Annotated in this window: 14 protein-coding genes; 11 read left to right on the forward strand and 3 right to left on the reverse strand. The window is 54.1% G+C overall.

The window, feature by feature from the left end:
* The 5 genes from ACYVAD_RS09025 to ACYVAD_RS09045 all read left to right on the forward strand — a co-directional run.
* On the forward strand, window positions 1–1,313 hold a 1,313-nt coding region (locus ACYVAD_RS09025; protein ID WP_461139173.1), incomplete at its 5' end, for a RagB/SusD family nutrient uptake outer membrane protein.
* Window positions 1,314–1,438: 125 nt separating this feature from the next.
* Window positions 1,439–4,852 (forward strand): VCBS repeat-containing protein, encoded by a 3,414-nt coding sequence (locus ACYVAD_RS09030; RefSeq protein ID WP_461139174.1) that lies wholly within the window; start codon window positions 1,439–1,441, stop codon window positions 4,850–4,852.
* Window positions 4,853–5,055: 203 nt separating this feature from the next.
* Window positions 5,056–7,734: a PQQ-dependent sugar dehydrogenase gene (locus ACYVAD_RS09035; protein WP_461139175.1), complete on the forward strand. Its 2,679-nt coding sequence runs from the start codon at window positions 5,056–5,058 to the stop codon at window positions 7,732–7,734.
* Between the two features lie 69 nt (window positions 7,735–7,803).
* On the forward strand, window positions 7,804–9,084 hold the full coding sequence (locus ACYVAD_RS09040) for an McrC family protein (protein ID WP_461139176.1): 1,281 nt from the start codon (window positions 7,804–7,806) through the stop codon (window positions 9,082–9,084).
* Window positions 9,085–9,130: 46 nt separating this feature from the next.
* The gene (locus ACYVAD_RS09045; RefSeq protein WP_461139177.1) at window positions 9,131–10,447 is read left to right on the forward strand and encodes a gluconate:H+ symporter; all 1,317 of its coding nucleotides are present in this window, start codon (window positions 9,131–9,133) and stop codon (window positions 10,445–10,447) included.
* A gap of 105 nt (window positions 10,448–10,552) precedes the next feature.
* Here the strand turns inward: ACYVAD_RS09045 and ACYVAD_RS09050 are convergent, their stop codons facing one another.
* Window positions 10,553–11,398, reverse strand: coding sequence for an AraC family transcriptional regulator (locus tag ACYVAD_RS09050; protein ID WP_461139178.1), 846 nt, complete (start codon window positions 11,396–11,398; stop codon window positions 10,553–10,555).
* A gap of 184 nt (window positions 11,399–11,582) precedes the next feature.
* On the opposite strand from ACYVAD_RS09050, the gene ACYVAD_RS09055 reads away from it, so the two are divergent.
* On the forward strand, window positions 11,583–12,395 hold the full coding sequence (locus tag ACYVAD_RS09055; RefSeq protein ID WP_461139179.1) for a 3-keto-disaccharide hydrolase: 813 nt from the start codon (window positions 11,583–11,585) through the stop codon (window positions 12,393–12,395).
* Between the two features lie 104 nt (window positions 12,396–12,499).
* On the forward strand, window positions 12,500–12,820 hold the full coding sequence (locus ACYVAD_RS09060) for a hypothetical protein (protein WP_461139180.1): 321 nt from the start codon (window positions 12,500–12,502) through the stop codon (window positions 12,818–12,820).
* 118 nt (window positions 12,821–12,938) lie between these two features.
* Here ACYVAD_RS09060 and ACYVAD_RS09065 read toward each other — a convergent pair whose 3' ends face one another.
* Together ACYVAD_RS09065 and ACYVAD_RS09070 are read right to left on the reverse strand one after the other, a co-directional pair.
* The gene (locus tag ACYVAD_RS09065) at window positions 12,939–13,169 is read right to left on the reverse strand and encodes a hypothetical protein (RefSeq protein WP_461139181.1); all 231 of its coding nucleotides are present in this window, start codon (window positions 13,167–13,169) and stop codon (window positions 12,939–12,941) included.
* A gap of 101 nt (window positions 13,170–13,270) precedes the next feature.
* Complete coding sequence (locus ACYVAD_RS09070) at window positions 13,271–14,314, reverse strand: LacI family DNA-binding transcriptional regulator (RefSeq protein WP_461139182.1); 1,044 nt, start codon at window positions 14,312–14,314, stop codon at window positions 13,271–13,273.
* 309 nt (window positions 14,315–14,623) lie between these two features.
* On the opposite strand from ACYVAD_RS09070, the gene ACYVAD_RS09075 reads away from it, so the two are divergent.
* The 4 genes from ACYVAD_RS09075 (at window position 14,624) to ACYVAD_RS09090 (ending at window position 22,755) form a co-directional block, all read left to right on the forward strand.
* Window positions 14,624–17,674, forward strand: a complete 3,051-nt coding sequence (locus tag ACYVAD_RS09075) for a SusC/RagA family TonB-linked outer membrane protein (RefSeq protein ID WP_461139183.1) — start codon at window positions 14,624–14,626, stop codon at window positions 17,672–17,674.
* Between the two features lie 128 nt (window positions 17,675–17,802).
* Entirely contained in the window at window positions 17,803–19,278 is a 1,476-nt protein-coding gene (locus ACYVAD_RS09080; RefSeq protein WP_461139184.1) for a RagB/SusD family nutrient uptake outer membrane protein, read from the forward strand.
* A 27-nt stretch (window positions 19,279–19,305) separates the two neighbouring features.
* Complete coding sequence (locus tag ACYVAD_RS09085; RefSeq protein ID WP_461139185.1) at window positions 19,306–21,897, forward strand: glycoside hydrolase family protein; 2,592 nt, start codon at window positions 19,306–19,308, stop codon at window positions 21,895–21,897.
* 12 nt (window positions 21,898–21,909) lie between these two features.
* Window positions 21,910–22,755 (forward strand): sialate O-acetylesterase, encoded by an 846-nt coding sequence (locus tag ACYVAD_RS09090; protein ID WP_461139186.1) that lies wholly within the window; start codon window positions 21,910–21,912, stop codon window positions 22,753–22,755.
* The last annotated feature ends 3 nt before the right edge of the window (window positions 22,756–22,758 follow it).

The following is a 22,758-nucleotide window of genomic DNA, read 5'->3' on the forward strand; positions in this document are numbered from 1 at the left end:
AGGAGTGCATCAACTTCATCACCAAGGACTGCGATGAAGCGGCTGCCCTGCTGAAAGGCAAATCGCTGGCCAAAGGGCGGGCTAATTCGGTGGCGGCCCTGGCGCTGAAAGCCCGGGTGCTGACTTACGCGGCCAGTGACCTGTATGACGCGGCTACAGCAAAGGCAAAATCGTCGGCGCACGCGGCCTTCGCCCAGCCTGCGTTGCTGGGCTACGTGAGTGGCAGCCGGTCGGATCGTTGGCAGAAAGCAAAAGCTGCTGCTAAAGCCGTACTGGATGCAACGAGTGGTTATCAGCTGAGTTTATCAGCACCTGCAAGTAAAGATGCTGGTACGACGAACTACATGAATATCGCGTTATCGCGTAGCGGTGGCGATCAGGACGTACTGTTCTCGCGGTCGTTTATTAATCAGAAGCCAGAAGCGGGTGGCCAGCAGGGTTTGTTTAACGGACCGAACGGCTACCACAACTGGGCAGGTAACACACCAGTGTCCTTGTTGGTTGATGATTACGAAATGATTGACGGGTCGAAGTTCAGCTGGAGCGATCCAACGAAAGCGACGACGCCGTACGCCAACCGCGATCCGCGCTTCTACGCGTCGATTCTCTACGACGGGGCGCCCTGGAAACCGCGTACCGCTGACGTAGCGGCTAAAGATCCGGCCAACCAAATCCAGACGGGTCAGTACGAAGTAACCAGCGGCAGCGGTAAAGTTTCCGTTGCTGGTCTGGACACCCGCAAGAGTACAGTAGAAGACTGGAACGGTAGCTACACCGGTTACTACATGCGTAAGTTCATCGACCCAAACCCCGAGATTGTTGATCAGAACACGTACCAGCAGATTCCCTGGCCTTTCTTCCGCTACACGGAAGCGGTATTCAACTACGCTGAAGCGTGTATTGAACTGGGCGAAGATGCCGAAGCGAAGAGCTGGCTGAACAAGATTCGTTTCCGGGCGGGTATGCCGGCGCTGACGGAAACGGGCGACGCGCTGCGGCAGCGGTACCGCAACGAACGGCGGATCGAGATGGTGTTCGAGGAGCAGCGCTACCACGACGCTCGTCGGTGGATGATTGCGCCATCGACGCTGGGCCGCAAAGCCAACACCATCAGCATCACGGGTACGCTGAAAGCGGGCAAGACGGTATCGTTGTATAAGTACGATCCGACCAGCTACGATTACACGTACCGGGTGGTGGAGATCGATCCGGGCAAGGAGAACCGGGCGTGGCTGGACAAGATGTACTACCTGCCCATCAGCCGGGACGAGATGAACCGCAACAACAAGCTGATTCAGAACCCAGGCTACTAAATCGGTAGTACACACACGATTTGTGGAAGATCAAAAATGCCAGCGCTTTCGGGTGCTGGCATTTTTTAGTTATTTTTAGAAGATAAATTGATCACTGCATAGATGCGTGATTTTACTTGCCCGCCGTGAAACGCTTTACTTACCTTACGCTAACCGTTGGACTGTTTGCCACAACTGCTTGTCAGCACTCCTCTGATTCATCCTCCCTCCCTCAAACTGCTGATAATCCGACCGGACCCGCTCTATTCACGCTCTTGTCGCCCGATCAAACCGGTGTCCTCTTCAGTAACAATCTGACCGAAGGGCTGAACACCAACGTGATGATGTATGAGTACTTCTACAATGGCGGTGGCGTCGCGGTAGGGGATATGAATAACGACGGTCTCGATGACATCTACTTTACGGCCAACATGGCCCCTAATAAGCTATATCTCAACAAAGGGAATATGCGCTTCGCCGATATCACGGCACAATCGGGCGCGGGCGGAAAGGATGATGCGTGGAAAACGGGCGTGACAATGGCCGATGTCAATGGTGATGGCAAGCTTGACCTCTACATCTCGCGTTCGGGTACCATACGTCCTGAAAACCGTATTCCGGAATTGCTCATCAACGATGGGCCTGATGCGCAAGGCATACCTCACTTTACTAATCGTACCGCTGATTATGGCCTGGATAAGCCCGTACAGAGCACGCAGGCGGTCTTTTTTGACTATGATCGCGATGGGGATCTGGATTTGTTTCAGCTGAATCATAATCCCCGACTGCTACCTATTCTGGACCCATCGGCTACGGCCGCACTGATGAAACAGCCTAATGCCGAAATCGGCGTCCGGCTCTACCAAAATACGGGGAACCGGTTTGCCGACGTGACCAGCAAGTCGGGCATGAGTAGCTCGACGCTGAGCTATGGGTTGGGCGTTGGCGTGTCGGATCTAAACGGGGACGGCTGGCCGGATCTCTACGTATCGAATGACTATGGAGTGCCAGACTACCTTTACATCAATCAGGGTAAAAAGGGCGGGCCAATCTTTCAGGATGTGCTAAAACAAAGCGTTGGACACACCTCCAATTTTTCGATGGGGAACGCCGTCGCCGATGTAAACAACGATGCGCGGCCCGATATTTTTACCCTCGACATGCTGCCCGAAGATAACAAGCGGCAGAAACTGCTGATGGCGCCTGATAACTACGAAAAGTACGCGCTGGCCGTAGCATCCGGATTTCATCACCAGAATATGCGGAATATGCTCCAGATCAGTAATGGGTCGGACAAGGCTGGGGTGCCCACATACCGGGAGATAGGACAGCTAGCAGGAATCTCGAATACCGACTGGAGCTGGTCACCGTTGATGGCTGATTACGACAACGATGGCTGGAAAGATCTGTACATAACCAATGGCTACGTTCGGGATTATACCAACCTGGATTTTTTAAAGTACATGAACGATTTCATGCAGAATCGTCCCGCTAATCCCAGTCGGGAGGACATTCTGCAACTGGTGCACCAGATGCCCGCGTCGAACGTAACGAACTATATGTTCCGAAATCAGCTGGGAAACCAGCGTGGTGGTGGCGAAGTGACGTTTGCCAATATTGGAGCAGCCTGGGGGCTGTCGCAGGCGTCGAACAGTACGGGCGCGGCCTACGCTGATCTGGATAACGATGGTGATCTGGATCTGGTCGTAAACAACACGAATCAGCCCGCTTTTATTTACCAGAACGACGCTAACAAGACGCAGAAACACCACTATCTGGCGCTGAAGCTGATCGGAGCAGGGGCCAATACGCAGGGTGTGGGAGCTTCGGTTACGTTGTACCGGGCCGGAAAGGAACAATACCTGGAGCAGATGCCTACCCGCGGCTATCAGTCAAGCGTGTCACCCCGATTGCATTTTGGTCTGGGCACCGATCCAATAATCGATTCGATCCGGGTGACCTGGCCAACGGGTAAGCAACAACATGTGACGAACGTAAAAGCCGATCAATTGCTGGTTGTCCAGGAAAAAGATGCCCGGGCGGGCGGGAAGCCAGCCCGGACCACCGCGAGTCCGCTATTCCAGGAAGTAACTTCGCCGTTAGTGCATAAGTACCCGACCAGTACAGTCAATGATTTCAAACGGCAACCTCTGCTGGTCAATGCGCAGTCGTTTGGCGGCCCTTGTCTGGTTAAAGCTGATGTCAATGGCGATGGCCGGGAAGACGTTTTTGCCGGGGGCGGCAGCGGCAAGCCCGGCGCATTGTTTATTCAGCAACCATCGGGGCAGTTTTCGCAGCTGGCGCAACCGGCGTTCGATGTTGATAAGGGTTGCGAGGATGCCGACGCGGTTTTCTTTGATGCCAACGGCGACGGTTTTCCGGATCTTTACGTATGCAGCGGTGGCTATAACGACTTTCAGCCCGAGGGTGATGCGCGCTTGCAGGACCGCCTGTACCTGAACGATGGAAAAGGGAAATTTTCAAAAAGTGCGGCTGCGCTGCCGGTAATGCAGACGAGCAAAAGCTGCGTACGGGTAACGGATATCAATAGCGACGGTAAACCCGATTTGTTCGTGGGTGGGCGGGTCGTGCCCGGTCGCTACCCCGAAGCGCCCCGTTCCTATCTGCTTATTAATACCGGCAAAGGGCCGGGCGGAGAACCAAAATTCAGCGATCAGACCGAGAAACTGGCTCCAGCGCTGGCCAGAATTGGGATGGTGACCGACGCAGCCTGGACGGACCTCAACGGTGATAAAAAAGCGGAACTGGTCGTGGTGGGCGAGTGGATGCCCATTACGGTACTGGCTCAGCAGAATGGACAGTTTGCGGACAAAACCAGTGACTATTTACCTAAAGAATACCGGGGCTGGTGGAACAAACTCCTGGTTGATGACTTAAACGGTGATGGACGTCCTGACTTGGTTATCGGCAATCAGGGGCTCAACACGCAGTGCCGGGCCAGCGATAAGGAGCCAGCGGAACTGGTCTACAAAGACTTCGACAATAACGGGAAGATCGATCCGGTCTTGTGTTTGTACGTACAGGGGAAAAGTTATCCGCACGCTACTCGCGACGAACTGCTCGATCAACTCGGGATGTTACGGCCCCGTTTTACCAACTATGAAACGTATTCTAACGCTACGTTAAGCAATGTGTTTACGGCCGACGAACTGAAGGATGCCAAGACATTGACCGCTAATCAACTGACTACGACGTACCTGGCCAGTACGACCAGCGGGAAGTTGGAAGAGAAAGCGCTGCCGCTGGCCGCTCAGGTTTCACCGGTATTTACGCTGACGACCCTGGACGCGAACCACGACGGACGTAAGGATTTGCTCCTGTGCGGTAATACCGCGCAGACCCGCATTCGTTTTGGACGTGCTGATGCCAATTATGGCGTTCTGCTGGAAAACGATGGCCGGGGAGGTTTCCGGGCAGTACCGCCCGCGCAGTCAGGGTTCAATTTAACCGGCGACGTCCGTAGCGTAGTACCGATTGGGAATACATTACTCGTTGGAATCAACCAGCAATCGGTCCGGGCGTATCAGTTGAAAAAATAGAAAGGGCCGCTGGGTAGCGTCATTTCTCGCCAAAAGAAGGGGTGTTTTTTGTCATTTCACGATCGGGCGACTGCTCAAATCCGACTAATGTCGAAGTTTGACCACTCGTCTGATTGTGAAGGCTACTGTCTTGTTGCCTTCACGGTTGCCCACTAGTATCTATCAACCCTACTTTTTGTCCGGGTTTCAACCCCGACCGACGTATGAAATTTACGTTAACCTTATCCTCATTGCTCGTGGCCGGCACGTTGTCCGGTGTGCTGGGTCAATCGGCTGGTCAGCCGCCCGCTGAAAACCGCTTCACCAAAACGGTCTTATCCAACGATTTGAACGAGCCGATGGAACTGGCCGTCGCGCCCGATGGTCGGGTATTTTTTTGTGAACGGTCGGGCAAATTTTACGTCTATGAACCAACTACCCGCAAAACCCGGTTGCTGCACGATTTTCCGGTGAAAGCCGTCGACAAATATCTGAACGGGCTGCTGGGCATGACCATCGACCCCGATTTTAGTAAGAATCGTTACCTCTACTTTTTCTACACGGCAGCCACGGGTGAGCAGCACAAACAACTCATTTCGCGCTTTACCATTGGGACCGATGGCGGGCTGGACCTGGCGTCGGAGAAGGTCATTATCGAGGTGCCCATCGACCTGGAGGTGAGTGCGCACACGGGTGGGTCGATGGCCTGGGATACCCACCGGAACCTGTTTATCTCGACCGGTGACAATACGGTTCCATTCGAGTCGAACGGCTTTGCGCCCATCGACGCCCGCTCGGGTCGCCCAACTTTTGATGCTCAGCGCTCGGCCGGAAATCCGAACGATCTGCGGGGTAAGATCCTGCGTATCCACGTCGCGGCCGACATTCCTGCTGGCGCACCAGCTTACACGATTCCTGAAGGAAACTTATTTGCCAAAGGCATGCCGGGGACACGCCCCGAGATTTACGTCATGGGGTGCCGTAATCCTTACCGTATTTCGGTTGATCCGGCAACGGGTATCGTCTATTGGGGCGAAATCGGTCCAGATTCGGGTACAGATGGCGAACAGGGGCCGCGGGGGTACGATGAGTTCAACCAGGCGAAACAGGCGGGCAATTTCGGTTGGCCGTATTTCGTGGGCGATAGTAAACCGTATCACCAGTACGATTTTGCGACGAAAGCCGTTGGACCACTCTTTGATCCGAACGGCCCGGTGAACAACTCGCCTAACAACACCGGGGCGAAAACGCTGCCGCCCGTGCAGAAAGCGATGGTCTGGTATCCGTACAACGAATCGGGTGAGTTTCCGGAACTGGGCAAGGGAGGGCGCTGCGCTATGGGTGGGCCAGTCTACCATTTTGACCCCGCCAGCAAAGCCAGTGGCAAGTTGCCTGCGTATTACGACAAGGCGTTGTTTGTGTACGACTGGATGCGGAACTGGGTGTATGCCGTCCGGCTGGATGAGCAGCAGAACTACAAAAGCATGGAAGCGTTCATGCCTAAGCAGGGTGATTTCCGTCGGCCGGTTGATATGGAAATTAGTCCCGATGGCGTCATGTACGTACTGGAATACGGCTCCGTTTACGGAATTGACAACGACGACGCTCGGCTGGTGCGAATCGATTTTAACCCCGGTAACCGGGCGCCGGTCGCGCAGATCACGGCCAAGGACAGCATCGGTCTGGCCCCGCTGACGATTGCGTTCGACAGCCGGAAAAGCTACGATTTTGACGAAGCAGATAAACTTCGCTACGAATGGCGGTTTGACAATAGCAATGCAGTCTCGACTGAGCCAAATCCGTCGCATACGTTTCGTAAAAATGGCGTGTACGACGTAAGATTGACGGTAACCGACCCCGCCGGGATGAAGCATACCGATACGCTGATCGTGAAGGTCGGTAATACACAGCCGCAGGTGGCCATCAATACGGCCTCGAACAGTACGTTCTTTTTCCCGGACAAGACAGCCCTGGCCTACGCAGTTTCGGTAACGGATAAGGAAGACAAACTTATTGATCCCAAACGCCTGAAAGTAGCGCTGAATTACGTACCGAAGGTGGTAGGAAATGATGAACAGCTGGGACACCAGATGCTGACGGGATCGTACAACGCGGGAAAAACGCTGATGGCGTCCAGCGATTGTAAAGCCTGCCACCAGATCAATGGCAAATCCGTTGGACCGGCCTTTATGGACGTATCGAAGCGGTACCGGGGGGATGCCAAAGCGCTGAACCGCCTGGCGAATAAAGTCATCACCGGGGGCGGGGGCGTCTGGGGGGATCACGCCATGAATGCCCACCCTCAGCTATCGCGGGAGGAAGCCACCGATATTGTTAAATACGTCCTGTCGCTGTCGAACGAGCAACCCGACGTACGGCTGCCTCAGCGCGGTACGGCCATGCTTGCGGAACACGTTGGTAAAGAAACCGGCGGACGCTACGTCCTGACGGCGTCGTATACCGATAAGGGAAATGTGGCTATGCCCAAGGCCAAGCTGGCCCTGACGCAGAACGACGTGCTGGTGTTACGTCCCGCTACGGTCGATGCTGGAACCGCCGACAAACTGCATAACCTCAATAAACAGGGTAAACGACTGGGCGGAGCTAAAAATCAGGCGTACTTCATGTTTAAGGACATTGACCTGAAGGGGATTAACCAACTCGACTACAAATACTCGTCCAAGGATCAGGCGGCTACGATTGACGTGCATTTGGATTCGCCGACGGGCCCCGTAATCAGCACGCTGGCTTACGAGAGTACCGGTAAATGGGACAACTATCAGACAAAACGGGCTCCAGTGACCGCTACAACAGGCAAACACGACGTATATTTCGTTATTCATAAGGATGATCCTGCCGCCGATCATTTAATCACGCTCGAAACCATCACGTTCGGGCAATAAATAACTGGATAAAAAGTAGCAAAAGGGCTTGGCGTTGATAAACCAGGCCCTTTTCGTTGTTCGTAACGAATGAAGCGTCCTGAACTGGTAGCCGTGTTAGAAAACGGATTGATTGGTAGCGAAAATGCACCGGCGAATCAGTTGCCAGGCTTGGTTTCGGTTCCTGATGCTGTGTTTCAGGCCATTCGTCAGTTTGTGCTGGAAACAGAGGGCGCGGACGAACTGCTAACTTTATTCCGGCAGAAAGGCCGCGACTTGATCCGGGTACGTAATTACGTTGGTTTGCTGATGGTGTCGCGGGATATTCAGCTCGAAATTCTGCCCAAAGTCGGTACGATGGGCGAGGGGCGGGCCAGCCTGCTGCGTATGTTGCGCTACCTGCGTCACAGTCCGTTTAAAACGCTGCCTAACGCCCTGACCAGCGCTACTCAGTTACCGCTCTGGGATGTGTTCGTATCGACGTTTCTAACGACAGTGGAAACCTTGGCCGGGCAGGGGATTCAGCAGACGTACCGGGCGGTGGAACGTAATGAGCGCTATTGGAAAGGAAAGTTTCAGGCCAGTCGGCAGCAGCGCGAGAATGCCTGGCACGCGGAACGCCTGGCCGTCCGGTATGATCGGCTGACGGCGGACGTCCCGCCGAATCGCGTGCTGAAAGCAACCTTGCTTTATCTCCAGCATCGTACGGTCGTTCCGGCATTGCAACAACGGATTCGGCAGTTGCTGGCCTTGCTGGACGACGTTGCCCCGGTTGATTCGGTAGCGGACGCCCTGCGGGAAAGTCTGCAGACTAATCGATTATTTGCCCGGTACGAATCGGCGCTGCGGTGGGCCGAAGCCTTGCTGGGGCAACGAGCCTACGGGGTAAAAACTGGCTCGACGGGGAGTTTGTCGTTGCTTTTTCCGATGGAGCAGGTATTCGAAGATTACGTAACCTATGGTATTCGAACGTACTGGCCCGAATCGGATCGGGTAACGGTGCAGGAATCGTCGGCCCATTTGGTCGATGAACACGCGGGCATACCGAAATTTAAACTGCGTCCCGATATTCTTATTCGTCAGGCTGACCGCCTGCTCGTACTCGATACGAAATGGAAACGGATCGACAGTCGGGAGCCGGGCAGTAGCTATGGCATTGATCAGGCCGATCTGTATCAACTGTATGCCTACGGAAAAAAATACGGGGCTGATGACCTTTTCCTGATCTATCCGGCCAACGAACATTTCCTGGAACCGCTGCCCAGCTTTGGCTACGATGCCAGTACCCGGCTGCACATCGTGTCGGTCGATCCGCGAAATCGCTTGGCGGATGAAGTAGAAAAGCTGGTACAGCAGACTTTGTCGAGGTAAGTCGGGTGGGCTAAGAGGTCCGCTCCCGGCCGTTAACCCACCGCTTATGCCCCTTATTCTAACGTTGATCGGGATTCTGACTCTCGTTTTCCTGGTTGTCTTCGTCCGTCTGGATACGTTTATCTCGTTCGTTTTAATTTCCATCGGTATCGGGCTGGCGTCCGGAATGACGGTGTCGGCAGTGGGGAAAGCCATCCAAACGGGAATCGGTGGAACGCTCGGCGATCTGGTTTTGATCGTTGGCTTTGGAGCCATGCTGGGACGGCTGGTGGCCGAAAGTGGAGCCGCACGACGTATCAATAACGTCTTGGTAGGTCTCTTCGGCGTCAAAAATATTCGCTGGGGGTTGGCCGTTGCCGGATTCATCATTGGTATTCCACTCTTCTATAATGCCGGATTCATTATTGTTGTACCGCTGGTGTTTACCGTTGCCGCTACGTTGAACTTACCCCTGCTTTCGGTCGCCATCCCGATGTTGGCTGCTCTATCTGTCGCGCACGGCTACTTGCCTCCGCACCCATCACCGTCGGCGGTGGCGGGGCAACTGAACGCCAGCATTGGCCAGACGTTGCTGTACGGCATTATCGTAGCGATCCCAGCGATCATTATTGCCGGACCGATATTCGGCAAAACACTGGTCAATATTCCTGCCTCACCCAACCGCGAACTGTTCGATATTCGGGAGGTGCCCGACGAAAATCTGCCCGGTACTGGGATCAGTTTTTTCGTTGCCCTGCTGCCGGTTATTCTGCTCACCGCGTTTGGACCGCTCAAGACGAGCTTGCCGGATACGTCGGCGTTGAAACCGTTGGTTGCTCTCCTGGCTGAGCCCTACGTCGGCATGCTGTTATCGGTGCTGGTAGCCATTTACGCACTGGGTCTTCGACGGGGGCAGACCATGAAAGCCGTTACGAAGGATCTGGAGGATGCGATCAAAGCCGTGTCGCCCATTTTGCTGGTAATTGCCGGGGCGGGCGCACTGAAGCAGATCATTGCGGATAGCGGAACCAGCCAGTACATCGGGAGTTTGTTGAGCGGGCTATCGATTCCGCCACTGTTGCTGGGCTGGGGTATTGCCGCCTTTATTCGGGTGTGCGTTGGTTCGGCAACTATTGCGGGTCTGACAACGGTCAGTATTGTGCTGCCGCTGATTCAGGCGCAATCCGTTGAGCCGGAATTAATGGTATTAGCCATTGGTTCGGGGAGTCTGATGTTCTCGCACGTCAATGATCCCGGTTTCTGGCTGTTCAAGGAGTATTTCAACCTGAGCATTTCGCAGACGATCCGGTCGTGGTCAATCATGGAGACAATCGTATCGATCATCGGATTGGTGGGCGTGCTGCTGCTGGATCTGGTTGTATAGACCAGATGTTATTCATTGCCTACTTAAACCGTTGTAGGATCTGTCGAGAAGATTCCGCAACGGTTTATGCTGCTTCCCCAAGAGATTTTCTGTTCTGAATATGTCCTACTCGTTGACGCGGTGACGCAGCGAGATTGGTGTTCTCCCCGTGTACTTCCTGAACTGTTTGCACAGGTGACTCTCATCCGTGTAGCCGAACTCATCGGCCAACTGGGCCAGGCTTAACGAGCTGTATAACAGTCGAGCTTCGATGAGCTTGATCTTGTAGCGAATGATGTAATGCTTGATCGACTCACCCGTCTGCTTCTTGAAGAATATGCTGATGTAAGCAGGTGCATAATGAAACGCATTGGCCAAGCTGTCGATCGTGAGTTTTTGAGGCTGGTAAATGTGCTGACGGATGTACAGGAGAATCGCTTCGACGGACTTATTGACAACGGGCTGGGTCGATGTCTGACCAAAGAGGTTACGAGCCAGGATCATTAACATACTCCGCAGCAGGCTGTCCCGGATGAAGTCAAAATGAGGGGTATGTTGATGGTGGTCATATTCTTCCTCCAATACGGCCAGCAGTGCGTGTAGTTTTTGCTTCTCCGGCTCGTGTAAAACAATCGAACCCCGACTCTGCGAAGAGGTCGTCAGTAAGCTCTCAAGAACGGGCGGCCACCCGTTGTCTTTGTTCTCTGCCCGATGCGTATGGAACGCTTCATTGAAGCGGATAAAACAAAACTCGGTTAGGTTGTGGATGGCAAACGAATGGAAATCCTCTGGCCCCAGCAGAAATACATCACCCTGCGTATAGGCAAACGTATTGCCATTGATGTTGTGCGTACCGTCTCCTTTTAGGATAAAGATGATCTCGAAGTAGGTATGGGTATGAACGGCGTGCGCCCAGCTCGTCGCTTCGAAATGGTAGATATTGAACGGAGAATGTAGGACGTATCGCTTCATAGGCTTTTACCAAAGTTATAAACTTACCAGTAAAGAATGGATTTGTACCATTCCTTCACGCTGGGTCTGACCTAGTTTTGTTAGCAGATCGGCAATTGCCCCGTGCCCGAAACCAGCCATGAAACACCGTGTCCTCTCAATCACTAGTTTAGCATCGATCTGTTTGCTGATTTCACTTTCATCGATGCAAAAGCCCGATGAATGGACACCCCTGCTTGATTCAAATCTGTCCCAGTGGGAAACCTACCTAAGCTATGCCCATAAGTCAGACTATAATGGAAAGCTACCAACGGACGCTACGGGTACTCCGATACCACCTATTGGGTATAATAAGGATGAGACCCATGTTTTTTCCGTACTGAAGGAAGCGGAAGGGCCCGTCTTACGGGTAAGCGGAGAGAAGTATGGCTGCTTGTTCACCCGTAAGACCTACGAAAATTATCACCTCACCCTTGACGTAAAATGGGGTAAGCAGAAGTATGAACCCCGACAAAACAAATTGCGGGATTCGGGTATTCTTTATCATTCCACTGGTGAGGCTGGCGCGGAATACTGGCGGTCGTGGATGCTCTCGCAGGAGTTTCAGGTGATGGAAGGACACATGGGGGATTTCTGGTGCCAGGCGAACTCCGCCATCGATATTCGCTCGTTTCAGTCAGAGGGAATCATGAACCGGGTGGCCGACGACAAACAACCCTTCGCCCCATTCAAAAGCGGGGGGGATTATTACTGCATGCGTTCGGCGAACTTCGAAAGCCCGGCGGGGGAGTGGACAAGGCTGGAACTGATTTGCTTCGAGGGGAAAAGCCTCCATATCGTCAACGGCCATGTAGTAATGGTACTGAAGGATTCTCGCTACACAAAGCCTGATGGGCAGGAGATTCCCATGCGGCAGGGGAAGATACAGCTACAAAGTGAAGCGGCTGAAGTCTTTTATCGGGACATTCGCATCAAGCCATTAACCGCGCTGCCCAAAGCGTACGCAGGGTTATTTTAAAACCGGTCCAGCCTTCTAATCTCCGCGCGATGAACGAACTAGTCGTTGAATGTCAGTTGCTTACAATTACGTTAATATTGCCAGCGTGAAGCTGCTTTCCTGTTATGTCTTTCTACGAGTTGCCCAAAGATGAATGGGCTCACCAGCAAACCCGGTTGCGGTGCAAGCATACGGCTGAGTGGCGCCGACTTGTTACGCACGAGGAGGGGATACGTAATAACCTACTGATGGTGCAGCTACAGCAACGTCAGCAGTGTAGTGGAGATCTGTTCGAACTTCGCCAGCAGCATCAGCAGGCCTTGGCGACCCTAGAGCAGCGGCACAACCAGACCCGTCAGGCTTTACGAACTCGTCAGGCGGAAGAAATGGAGGAGCTTCGACGGCAGACGAAGGACGCTCGACGAGGTAGAGCACTAGCCCAATAGGCTTTGGCTAAACCAGCGTATCGGTCGATGTCGTCCTGATTGTATTGCGTTGCCATTCAGTTAGTGTCGTAGTCGCAGACAACTATGGCAGTGGGTGAACATGATTTGCTGAGTTGGCCTAGGCCCCCGGTGTTACATTCTCATTGTCGCCCACCTGGGTGTCAGTAGTCAGTGAGCTTTCGTGGCGGTCGTCTTCCTCAAAAATGCCCTTCCGGATTTCGCCCCGCTCTTCATAAGCCGTTTCGTCGTCGTAGAGGTCGTGGCTTAGCTCGGCCTCGGCTTTTGGGTTCAGAATATCTTCCCCGCCCGTATCGGGGTCCATGTCCGGACTGAAATAGCACATTGTCATATCGGTATAATGGTTAGCGATTAATCATTTTTTTTATCGAGAATGGAATCCGGATTGATGTAATTGATCATACGCCTGATGTTTAGTCATCAGTTCGGGTTTTACGGATTTAGGTCGCCGGTCGCTCCGGTCAGCGTCGAGCCCCTGATCAATAAACGCGTGGGTAGAACGACTGTTTCGGCGGGTGGGCGTTGATCGTCCGCAACGAGCTGTTTGATGAGTAAATGAGCCGCTTGCTGACCAATCGCGTCGACGGGTTGAGACACTGTAGTAAGGCCGGGCTCAATGAGCGACGAAACCGGATCGTCGCTGAATCCTACGACGGCAATATCGTCGGGCATATTCAGCCCTCGACCTTTGATCACCTTGATGGCTTCAATGGCTGTTGGGTCGTTGATGGTAAAAAGCGCGTCGGGAGGCTCGGGTAAGTTCAGCAAGTGGTTGACGTAAATATTGGCCTTGTCGAGCGATAGATCGTACGAAATAACCAGTGCCGGATCGAGCGGAATTCCGTACTGCTGTAGCGCGTCGCGGTAACCATTCAGCCGGTTGCGGCTGCTCTGTAACGTATCAGGACCAGCCAGGTGCGCGATACGTCGTTTTCCCGTTTTGATCAGGTGCTCGACGGCCTGAAAAGCCCCCGCGTAATCATCCACTACAACCTTTGATACGTTCAGACTGTCGACCACGCGGTTGAAAAACACGACCGGAATCCCCCGCCGGTCAAACACGCTGAAATGGTCAAAGTTGCGGGTTTCTTTCGTGTGTGACACCAGCAGTCCATCAACCCGGCTGGCCAGCAGTGATTTCGTGTTGGCCACCTCCGTTTCGTACGACTCGTTTGAGTGGCAGATAACCACATTGTAATTCGCTTCGGCCAAAACGGCCTGCGCCCCAATGATCACTTTGGGGTAGAAGAAGCTCAGAAACTCTGGGACAATGATGCCAATCGTCTGCGTCCGGTTCGTGAGCAGCGATATCGCCAGCTGGTTTCGCTGGTAGTCAAGCTGAGCTGCCAGATCAAGCACCTGCTTCCGCGTTTTCTCCTTTACGTTCGGGTGATTTGTTAGTGCTCTGGAAACCGTGGACTTCGACAGGTTCAACGCCTTGGCAATATCGATTATAGTAACCTGTTCATTTTTCATAAATTGTACTTTTTATATTTTAGGCGTTTTGTTTAGCTTGGCTTAGGAGAACTATGTGAAATAAGATGTCAAGTTTTTGGGAACGGTTTCATGAAATTGGGATCGTTCCCAAAAAAATAAGTCAATAAAAACTTTGAATGGTTATTGTTTGGGGGTAAAATCAACCAGTGTAATCAAAAAAGACCCGTGAGAGACAGTTTTACTTGCTACGCCCGGCTAAGTGGAATAGTTGTAGATGAAAATTGACTCGACCGGTTATTTTAATTCAAATTGTATTTTACTGATTTTCTACCCTTAATCTTTTATAGAATGTTTCACTGTTTACAAACGTCGTTTACGAGGAGTTTTCGGATGGCGATTTATCTGTCCGGCCTGTTGGTCGCGTTGGTCACGACCAGCTTTGGGCAGTCCCCACGGGTGATGACCGTACGAGGTAAGGTTAGTTCAGGAACGGAGGCACTGCCCGGCGTTAATGTATTAGTAAAAGGAACGCAGCAGGGCACAACGACCGACGCAAGCGGGCAATTCAGCCTGACTGTACCCAGTGGGGATGCCGTGCTGGCCTTCTCGTACATTGGCTACCAATCGCAGGAGGTACCAGTGAATAATCGCACGACGATCAGCGTTGATCTTCTATCTGACGACCGCTCATTGAGCGAGGTGGTGGTGGTGGGCTACGGTACTCAGCGAAAGGTTGAAACAACGGGGTCGATTGCGTCCGTCAAGGCGGCCGATCTGCTGCAAACCCCGGTGGCTAACGTAGCGCAGGGTTTGCAGGCGCGGGTAGCCGGGGTGCAGATCACGCAGAACTCAGCCGCGCCCGGCGGTAATATCAGCGTCCGGATTCGGGGTACTAACTCCATCAACGGTACGTCGGAGCCGCTGTACGTTGTCGATGGCATTCAGTACTCCAACGGTGGGGGCGTTAATGACGTCAGTCCGCTGTCAGCCATCAATCCCAACGATATCGAGTCGGTTGAGGTGCTGAAAGACGCATCGGCGACGGCTATTTATGGGTCGCGGGCGGCCAATGGCGTAGTCCTGATCACGACTAAACGCGGGAAAGCGGGTAATACGCGGGTGTCATACGATGGATACTATGGCGTTCAGCGGGTGAACAAAACACTGGATGTATTGAACGCGGCCCAGTTTGGACAACTCGAAAACGAAATCTACAAGAACAATTACTACCCAGACCCCGCTTCGCTGGGCGAAGGGACTAACTGGCAAAAGCTCATTTTTCGGGATGCGCCCATCCAGAGCCACCAGATCAGCATCATTGGCGGTTCCGAAAAAACGCAGCTGGCCCTGACGGCTAACTACTTCAACCAGCAGGGTATTATCATCAACTCGGGCTTTGATCGCTACTCGCTACGGCTCAATCTGGATCACCGGGTGAGCAAGCTTCTTAAAGTGGGCACCAGTCTGCTGACAACGTATTCGATCAACGACCGGACCCCAACAGGCTCAAGCAGCATTGATGGCCCGGCTGTTTATTCCAGTATTCTGGGCTCGGCGCTGGGGGCTGCGCCAACGCTGGTGCCGTATCGCGCCGATGGTTCCGTGTATCCCTTTGGGGATCAGCGGGTAGGGGCGTACCGGGAGGTCGCCAACCCAATCGGCCTGGCGCAGATACTGAACCGCACGACCGAACGGCGCACGCTGGGTAACTTGTATGCCGAGTTCAGCATCCTGAAAGGGCTGACGTACCGGGCTTCGCTGAATGTCAGCCTGCAGAATACGCTGAGCGACTACTACTCACCGCGTTCCATTATCAACCAGGCCGATCTGGCCGCGGGGGGCGGCAGTGCTACGAAAGGGAACGGTAATTTCCTCGGCCTGCTGCACGAAAGCGTACTCACATATTCCACGACGATTGCCGACAAACACTCGCTGAAATTCACCGGTCTGTTTGCCACGCAGACGGGAGCCAGCAACTCGAACAGCATTACGGCGAGTAAATTTCCGAATGACGCGACCCTGAACGAAGCGGTTCAACTGGCTACGGAACGGAGCGTTTCGAGCAGCCGGAGTAAGGACCGACTGGATTCGTACATGGGCCGGATCAACTACGGTTATAAAGACAAGTATTTCGTCGATTTGACGGCGCGGGCCGATGGCGCCAGCAAGTTTGGCGCAAACAACAAATACGGTTTCTTCCCCGCCATCTCGGGGGCCTGGCGCATTATTGAAGAGTCGTTCATGAAGAAAACGCCCGTCTTCACGGACCTGAAACTGAGGGCCAGCTACGGTCTGACGGGGAATGCCGGTGCCATTGGCTCGTATCAATCGCTGGCATTGGTATCATCGGGGGCCAACTACGTATTCGATCACATCTATAATACCGGCATTAATCCGTCGGGCATTCCGAACCCCGATCTGCGCTGGGAGAAGTCGCTGCAAACGAACATCGGCGTGGACATCGGCCTGCTTAGCAATCGGCTGAATCTGGTGATTGACGTGTATGACAAGAGAACCCGCGATCTGCTGTTTGTCAAAAACCTGCCGCTCTCGTCGGGCTACACAACCATTACGGGAAATTTTGCCTCGCTGCAAAACCGGGGTATTGAGTTCTCGGCCAATGCCCGGCTGCTCGATGGGCCGCTCAAATGGAACGTATCGGGAAACGCAACCATCAACCGAAACAAGCTGCTGAGCCTGGATGGGCAAACCGACGAGTTCATCCTAAATAACTACAGCATCCTGAAAGTCGGTCAGCCGCTGGGAGTTTTCAAAACATACGTTTTTGACGGTATCTATCAGAATGGCGAAACCGTACTGCCCGGCTCCGATAGCCGCGCGGGCGGTACCAAAGTGAAAGATCTGAATGGCGACGGTCAGATTTCGGCGGCCGACCAGACCATTACGGGGAACGCGAATCCGAAATTTATCTACGGTTTCTCGACCGATCTGCGGTACAAGAGTTTCGATTTCAGCGCGTTCTTCTCGGGCGTTCAGGGCAATCAGATATTTAACCTGATTCGCTACACCTTCGAAAACCCCCTCGGACAACGTAACGTGTTTGCGGGACTGGCGAATCGCTGGTCGGCTACCAACCCGAGCAACGAATACGTTAGCGGATTCCAGGGCGGACGCCTGCCCATCTCAGACCGGTTTATGGAAGATGGCTCGTTTCTGCGCTGCAAGAATATCACGCTGGGCTACACGCTGCCCAAGATCAAGGCAGTTTACAACGCACGGGTTTACGTGAGCGCCAACAACGTATTCACGCTCACCAACTATTCCGGCTTTGATCCCGAAGTCAATACGTATGGCAACTCCAACACGCTGATCGGCATTGACAACCTGGTGTACCCAACGGCCAAATCACTGATAGCTGGCTTACAAGTAACGTTCTAATCTAAAGAGTGAAAGAGCGAAAGATAGAAAGAGCGAGTTTCGGGATGTTTCCCGTTCCGCTCCGATAACAAGCTTTCGCTCCGCTTCGGCGGTCCGATTTCACTCTTTCATTCTTTCGCTATTTATCTATGAAAAATATCCTCATTCCTATCCTTTTCGTTTTCGGGCTGGCTTCCTGCCAGCTGGATGAGACGCCGTATTCGTCCATTTTTACCGAGAACTTTTACAAGACGCCCCAGGATGCCGAAGCGTCTATCACGTCGGCTTACGGAACGCTGGCGACACTGTATGGTGGACCAGCCCCCCTGATGGCGTCCGATTTCAGCGCCGATCAGGTGTATCCGCGCCCAGTGGTGGCCCGCAACACGTACACTCTGTTCACCTACGATCAGGAGTATTCGGCGGCCCGGAGCTTTAGCCGGGAAAACGAATCGCCCCTCTATATCTGGCGGTGTTATAGCGGCATCGAAAAGGCTAACTGGACGATTGACCGGGTGCCGGGTATCACGATGGATACCAAACGCCGGGATGAAATCGTGGGGGAGGCCTATTTCCTACGGGCATTCTACCACTGGATGCTGACCAAAAACTTTGGCGACATCATTGTCAAAACCAGCGCTAGTACTAGTCTGGCGAACGCTACGGTCGGCAAAAGTCCACGCAAGGACGTGTACGCGCAGATTTACAAAGATCTGGATCAGGCCGTGGCGCTGCTACCGTCGTACTCGGCTACACTGGTAAAAGGACGGGCGTCGAAAGAAGTGGCCCTGGCGCTGTATGCCAAAGCCGCTCTCTACAACGAGGACTGGACTACGTCGCTGCAAAAAGCGCAGGCCGTCATTACGTCGGGTAAATACAGCCTGATGCCGGAGGTTAAGGATGTGTACAACGTAACAAAAGAGGACGCGGCCCGGCAGGAAAATATGTGGGCCTATGAGTGCGAAAACTTCACGCCGGGGCAAACCTCACAGATTGGTTCGTTATATGGTCCCGCCAATAGCGCGGCCCCTGAATATGGCCGCTCGTCCTTCGGTTCGGCTTTTGCGTATCAGTCATTCTTCGATTCGTTTGATCCCAAAGACAAACGGCGTCAACTACTGGATACGAACTACGTAAACGCACAGGGCCAGGTGGTGCGCCAGCGGAGCATTACGCCCGTAACGACGAAGGGTGTTCTGGTGAAGAAATACCAGGATGCCAACTCGAACGGCGGCAACTACGCCGTTAACATCCCCATCTTCCGGCTGGCTGATGTATATCTGATTGCTGCGGAAGCCGAAGCCAGGCAGAATGGCCCAACTACGATGGCTTATGGCTATATCAATACCATCCGCAAGCGGGCGGGCCTGGCCGATCTGGTGGTAGGTTTGAGCAAAGACGTCTTTATTGATCGGGTCCTGCAGGAGCGTTCGTGGGAGTTGTTCGCGGAGGGCGACCGCTGGTATGATCTGACCCGTACCGATAAGTTCTTGACGGTGATTCCGAAAGCGGTGAACGACGTATATCCAATGCGGAACGTGCAGGCCAAAAACAAATATTTCCCCATTCCGCGGGACGAGATCAACGCCAACCCACAGCTGCAACAGAACCCCGACTGGCAATAAACCCTGACCCTGAAACGACGCGCGTTGATGCAGTACGCTTGTAAACATAAACTTTGGTTCCTGCTCTGGCTGGCCTGGTCGGCAACGCTGGCTCAGTCCGGCCAGACGCTCTCGCTGGCAAACGAACAGGTGAAACTTGTCGTCGCGCCGTCGCCGAAAGGTTGGCAGGTGCAACAACTGGCCGTTCAACACGGAAAGCAGTGGGTAAGCCTGGCCGCACCCTCCGGCGAACATACGCTCCTGTATGCCGCCGAAAAACCGTCGACTGCGCCCGATACGACCTTTCGGTCGATTACGGGCGAGGAGTTTCCGGGGCCGAAGTATCACTACCAGACCGTGCAGTGGAACGAAAGCACGAACCCCGTTTCGCTGAACACGGCCGGAAAAGCGTATCATTTCTTTCCGGTTCAGGCCCAGAACATCAACAAGAACAAACTGCGGTTTCAGCATGAAACGGACGTAGCTACCATCAGCAGCGAGTGGACGCTGGATTCCCGGTTTCCGTCGGACATCGTCATCACCCAGACGCTGACGGCGAAGAAAGACGGCTTCTTCTCGCTGGCCAGCCCGACGCTGGCGACGGTACCGGAGAGCGAGTTGAGCTGGGCGACGGTGCCGGGCTATTTTCAGGGCAAAACGATCCAGAAAAACTTTGCCTTGGCCTATGCGTACGGGCATGGTATTCCGTCGCTGCCGGTTGTGTACCGGGAGCGTTGCGCCAGTACGTTATGCCCGATGGTGAGTACGCAGTCGGGCCTGACGCTGGCCGTCATTCCCGAACCCGGACTCGCCCGCGACCCCTGGGCAAAGGACCAGATGACCCAGATCGACTGGAACATCGGCCTGTCGCATATGAACCGAAAAGCCCAGCTGGCGCCAACGCTGTACTACCCGGTGCTGGGCGAACCGAAATCGGCCCTGAAAGCCGGGGAGACGATTCGGTACACGTTCCGCTACAGCCTGACCGATGGTGACTGGTTCAAAGCCCTTAACCACGCCGTTTATGACGTGTACCAATTTCAGGAGTCGCTGGCGATGCGCCAAAGCAAACAGTCGCTAACCGACCGGATCGCCAACATGCACGGCTACCTGACCGATCCGAAAACCTCGCTCTGGAACGTAGAGGAATTCGACGGGAAAAAGATCGGGGCGCAGTCATACCTGGGTGGGGTCGTTGGCTCGAACAAAGACGCCATGAAAAACTCGGACTACGGCGCGATGTGGATGCTGGCAACGGCCACCAAAGACCCACTCCTGACGGAGAACGTACTACCATACGCCGAGAATTTCAAGCTGGTGCAGCAGCAGACCAAAAGCGGATTTTTCAAGGGGTCAGCCGTCGGCCAGTATTACCTGGCGAAGTCCAAAAAGTTTGTGGAGGAGTGGGGCGAAGTGGTCGAACCCATTGGGCTGACGTACTACACCATGCTTGATCTAGGTAACATGATCCTGTTTGAACCGACCAATAACGAGCTGAAAAACCGTCTCCGGCTGGGTGCTGATCGACTCCTGACTTGGCAGAAACCCAACGGTAGCTGGGCGGTAGCCTACGACCGACATTCGGAGCGGGAAGTCTTTACCGACATTCAGGATGTGCGGCCGACCTTCTACGGCTTGCTTGTGGCCTATCGGATTCTGCACGATCCCAAGTATCTGCAGGCGGCCCGGAAAGGGGCGGACTGGTTCATCAAAAATGCGGTGGAAACGGGCAGTTTCCTGGGCGTGTGTGGCGATGCCCGTTACGCCCCCGATTTTGCAACGGGGCAGTCGGCGCAGGCGCTGCTGGATTTGTACGATCTGACAAAGGATGCCCGCTACAAAGAGGCTGCTATCACGGCGGCCAAAATCTACACAACCTCGATCTATACGCATCCGATTGCCAGCCATCAGTCAAAGCAGGTGAACGGGACTCCGCGCGAAGACTGGGAGATTAGCCAGTCGGGGCTGAGTTTTGAGCACGGCGGTATTTTTGGATCGGCCACCCGTCACGGCCCTATCCAACTATGCAGCCACGCCGGTCTGTTCATCCGGATGTATGGACTGACGAAAGAGCCGCTGTTTGCCGACATGGCCCGCGCTGGTGCCATTGGCCGCGACGCCTTCGTCGATCCGAAAACCAGCGTCGCGTCCTACTACTGGAATACGATGAACAAAGGGGCCGGGCCGTATCCGCACCACGCCTGGTGGCAGATTGGCTGGCTGACCGATTACCTGCTGGCCGAAGCCGAGCTGCGGTCTGGCGGCAAGGTTAGCTTCCCCCGCGGGTTCGTTACGCCTAAAGTGGGTCCCCACCAGACCTACGGCTTTGCGCCGGGAACCATCTACGGCGAGAAAGCCGACCTGTTCATGCAGGACGGATTCGCGCAGCCAAGTAGCCCGTCAGTCGACTGCCTGCTGGCCCGCGCCGAAAAAAGCAATCGCGTTTACGTCCTGCTACTCAATGATAACGCTAGTCCAGCTACGTTTCTGGTAGCGCTCCAGCCCGAAGCGATAGAGAAAGGTAAGAAATTGAAGTCGGTAACACGTCTGGTAGCCCCAGCTAAAGGTAAGAAGTCAAACGAGTTATCGTTTGAACTGCCTGGGTTCGGGATGGAAGTGCTCGCCGTTGATCTGGAATAAACCTGTCTGACAATGAAACGCATAGCCCTGATCCGAATACGTACTATACTCTTCGTAACCGCTACGCTGCTAGGCTGTGGACTGACCATCAGTTTGGCGCAGTCGAAAGCTTTATTTGTCGTGGCGGGACAGAGCAACGCGGTGGGTCAGGGGCAGGCAGATTCGTCGGTTCAGGTACCGGCGGGCGTGGCGTTCGAGTACCGGTATCAGCACGATACGCTGGTGCCGCTGGCCGATCCGGTGGGGGAGAATTCACTGGCGTTTCAACCGGCTCGAACGGGAAGCGCCTGGCCAGCCTTTGCGCAGCGTTACCAGCAGCTAACCAGCCAGCAGGTCATCATCATACCGGCGGCCCGGGGCGGGAGTTCGTGTCACAGCAATGCCGAGATGGCCGATTACGGTACATGGTCGGCCGACGGCCGGAAGCCGTTGTTAGCGAACGCCGTGCAGAAAATCAACCGGGCGCAGCAACACGAAAAACAGTCGGTGAGTGGCATCATCTGGCTCCAGGGCGAACGGGATGCCAACGCTATTTTCGACGGAAAACTAACGGCGCAGGCCTACGAAGCCGCCCTGATCAGCGTAATCCAGCGGTTTCGTGAGGCATTGGGGGCTACCATTCCTTTTTACATCGTCCTGACGGGTAATCAGATCGGCCGCGCACCAACGGGTAATGAAGCCGTTCGGATGACCCAGCGCCGGGTTGCCCGGCAACTGCCAAACGTATCGGTTGTGTATACCGACACGGACCACTTTCCGGAGAAACGCTGGATGAAAGACTTTGTCCATTACAACCAGGACGCCCTGAATGACCTTGGTAGAACGGTGGCCGAACGTATTGCCGCCACGCACAAATAAGAA

Source organism: Spirosoma pomorum, assembly GCF_054776615.1.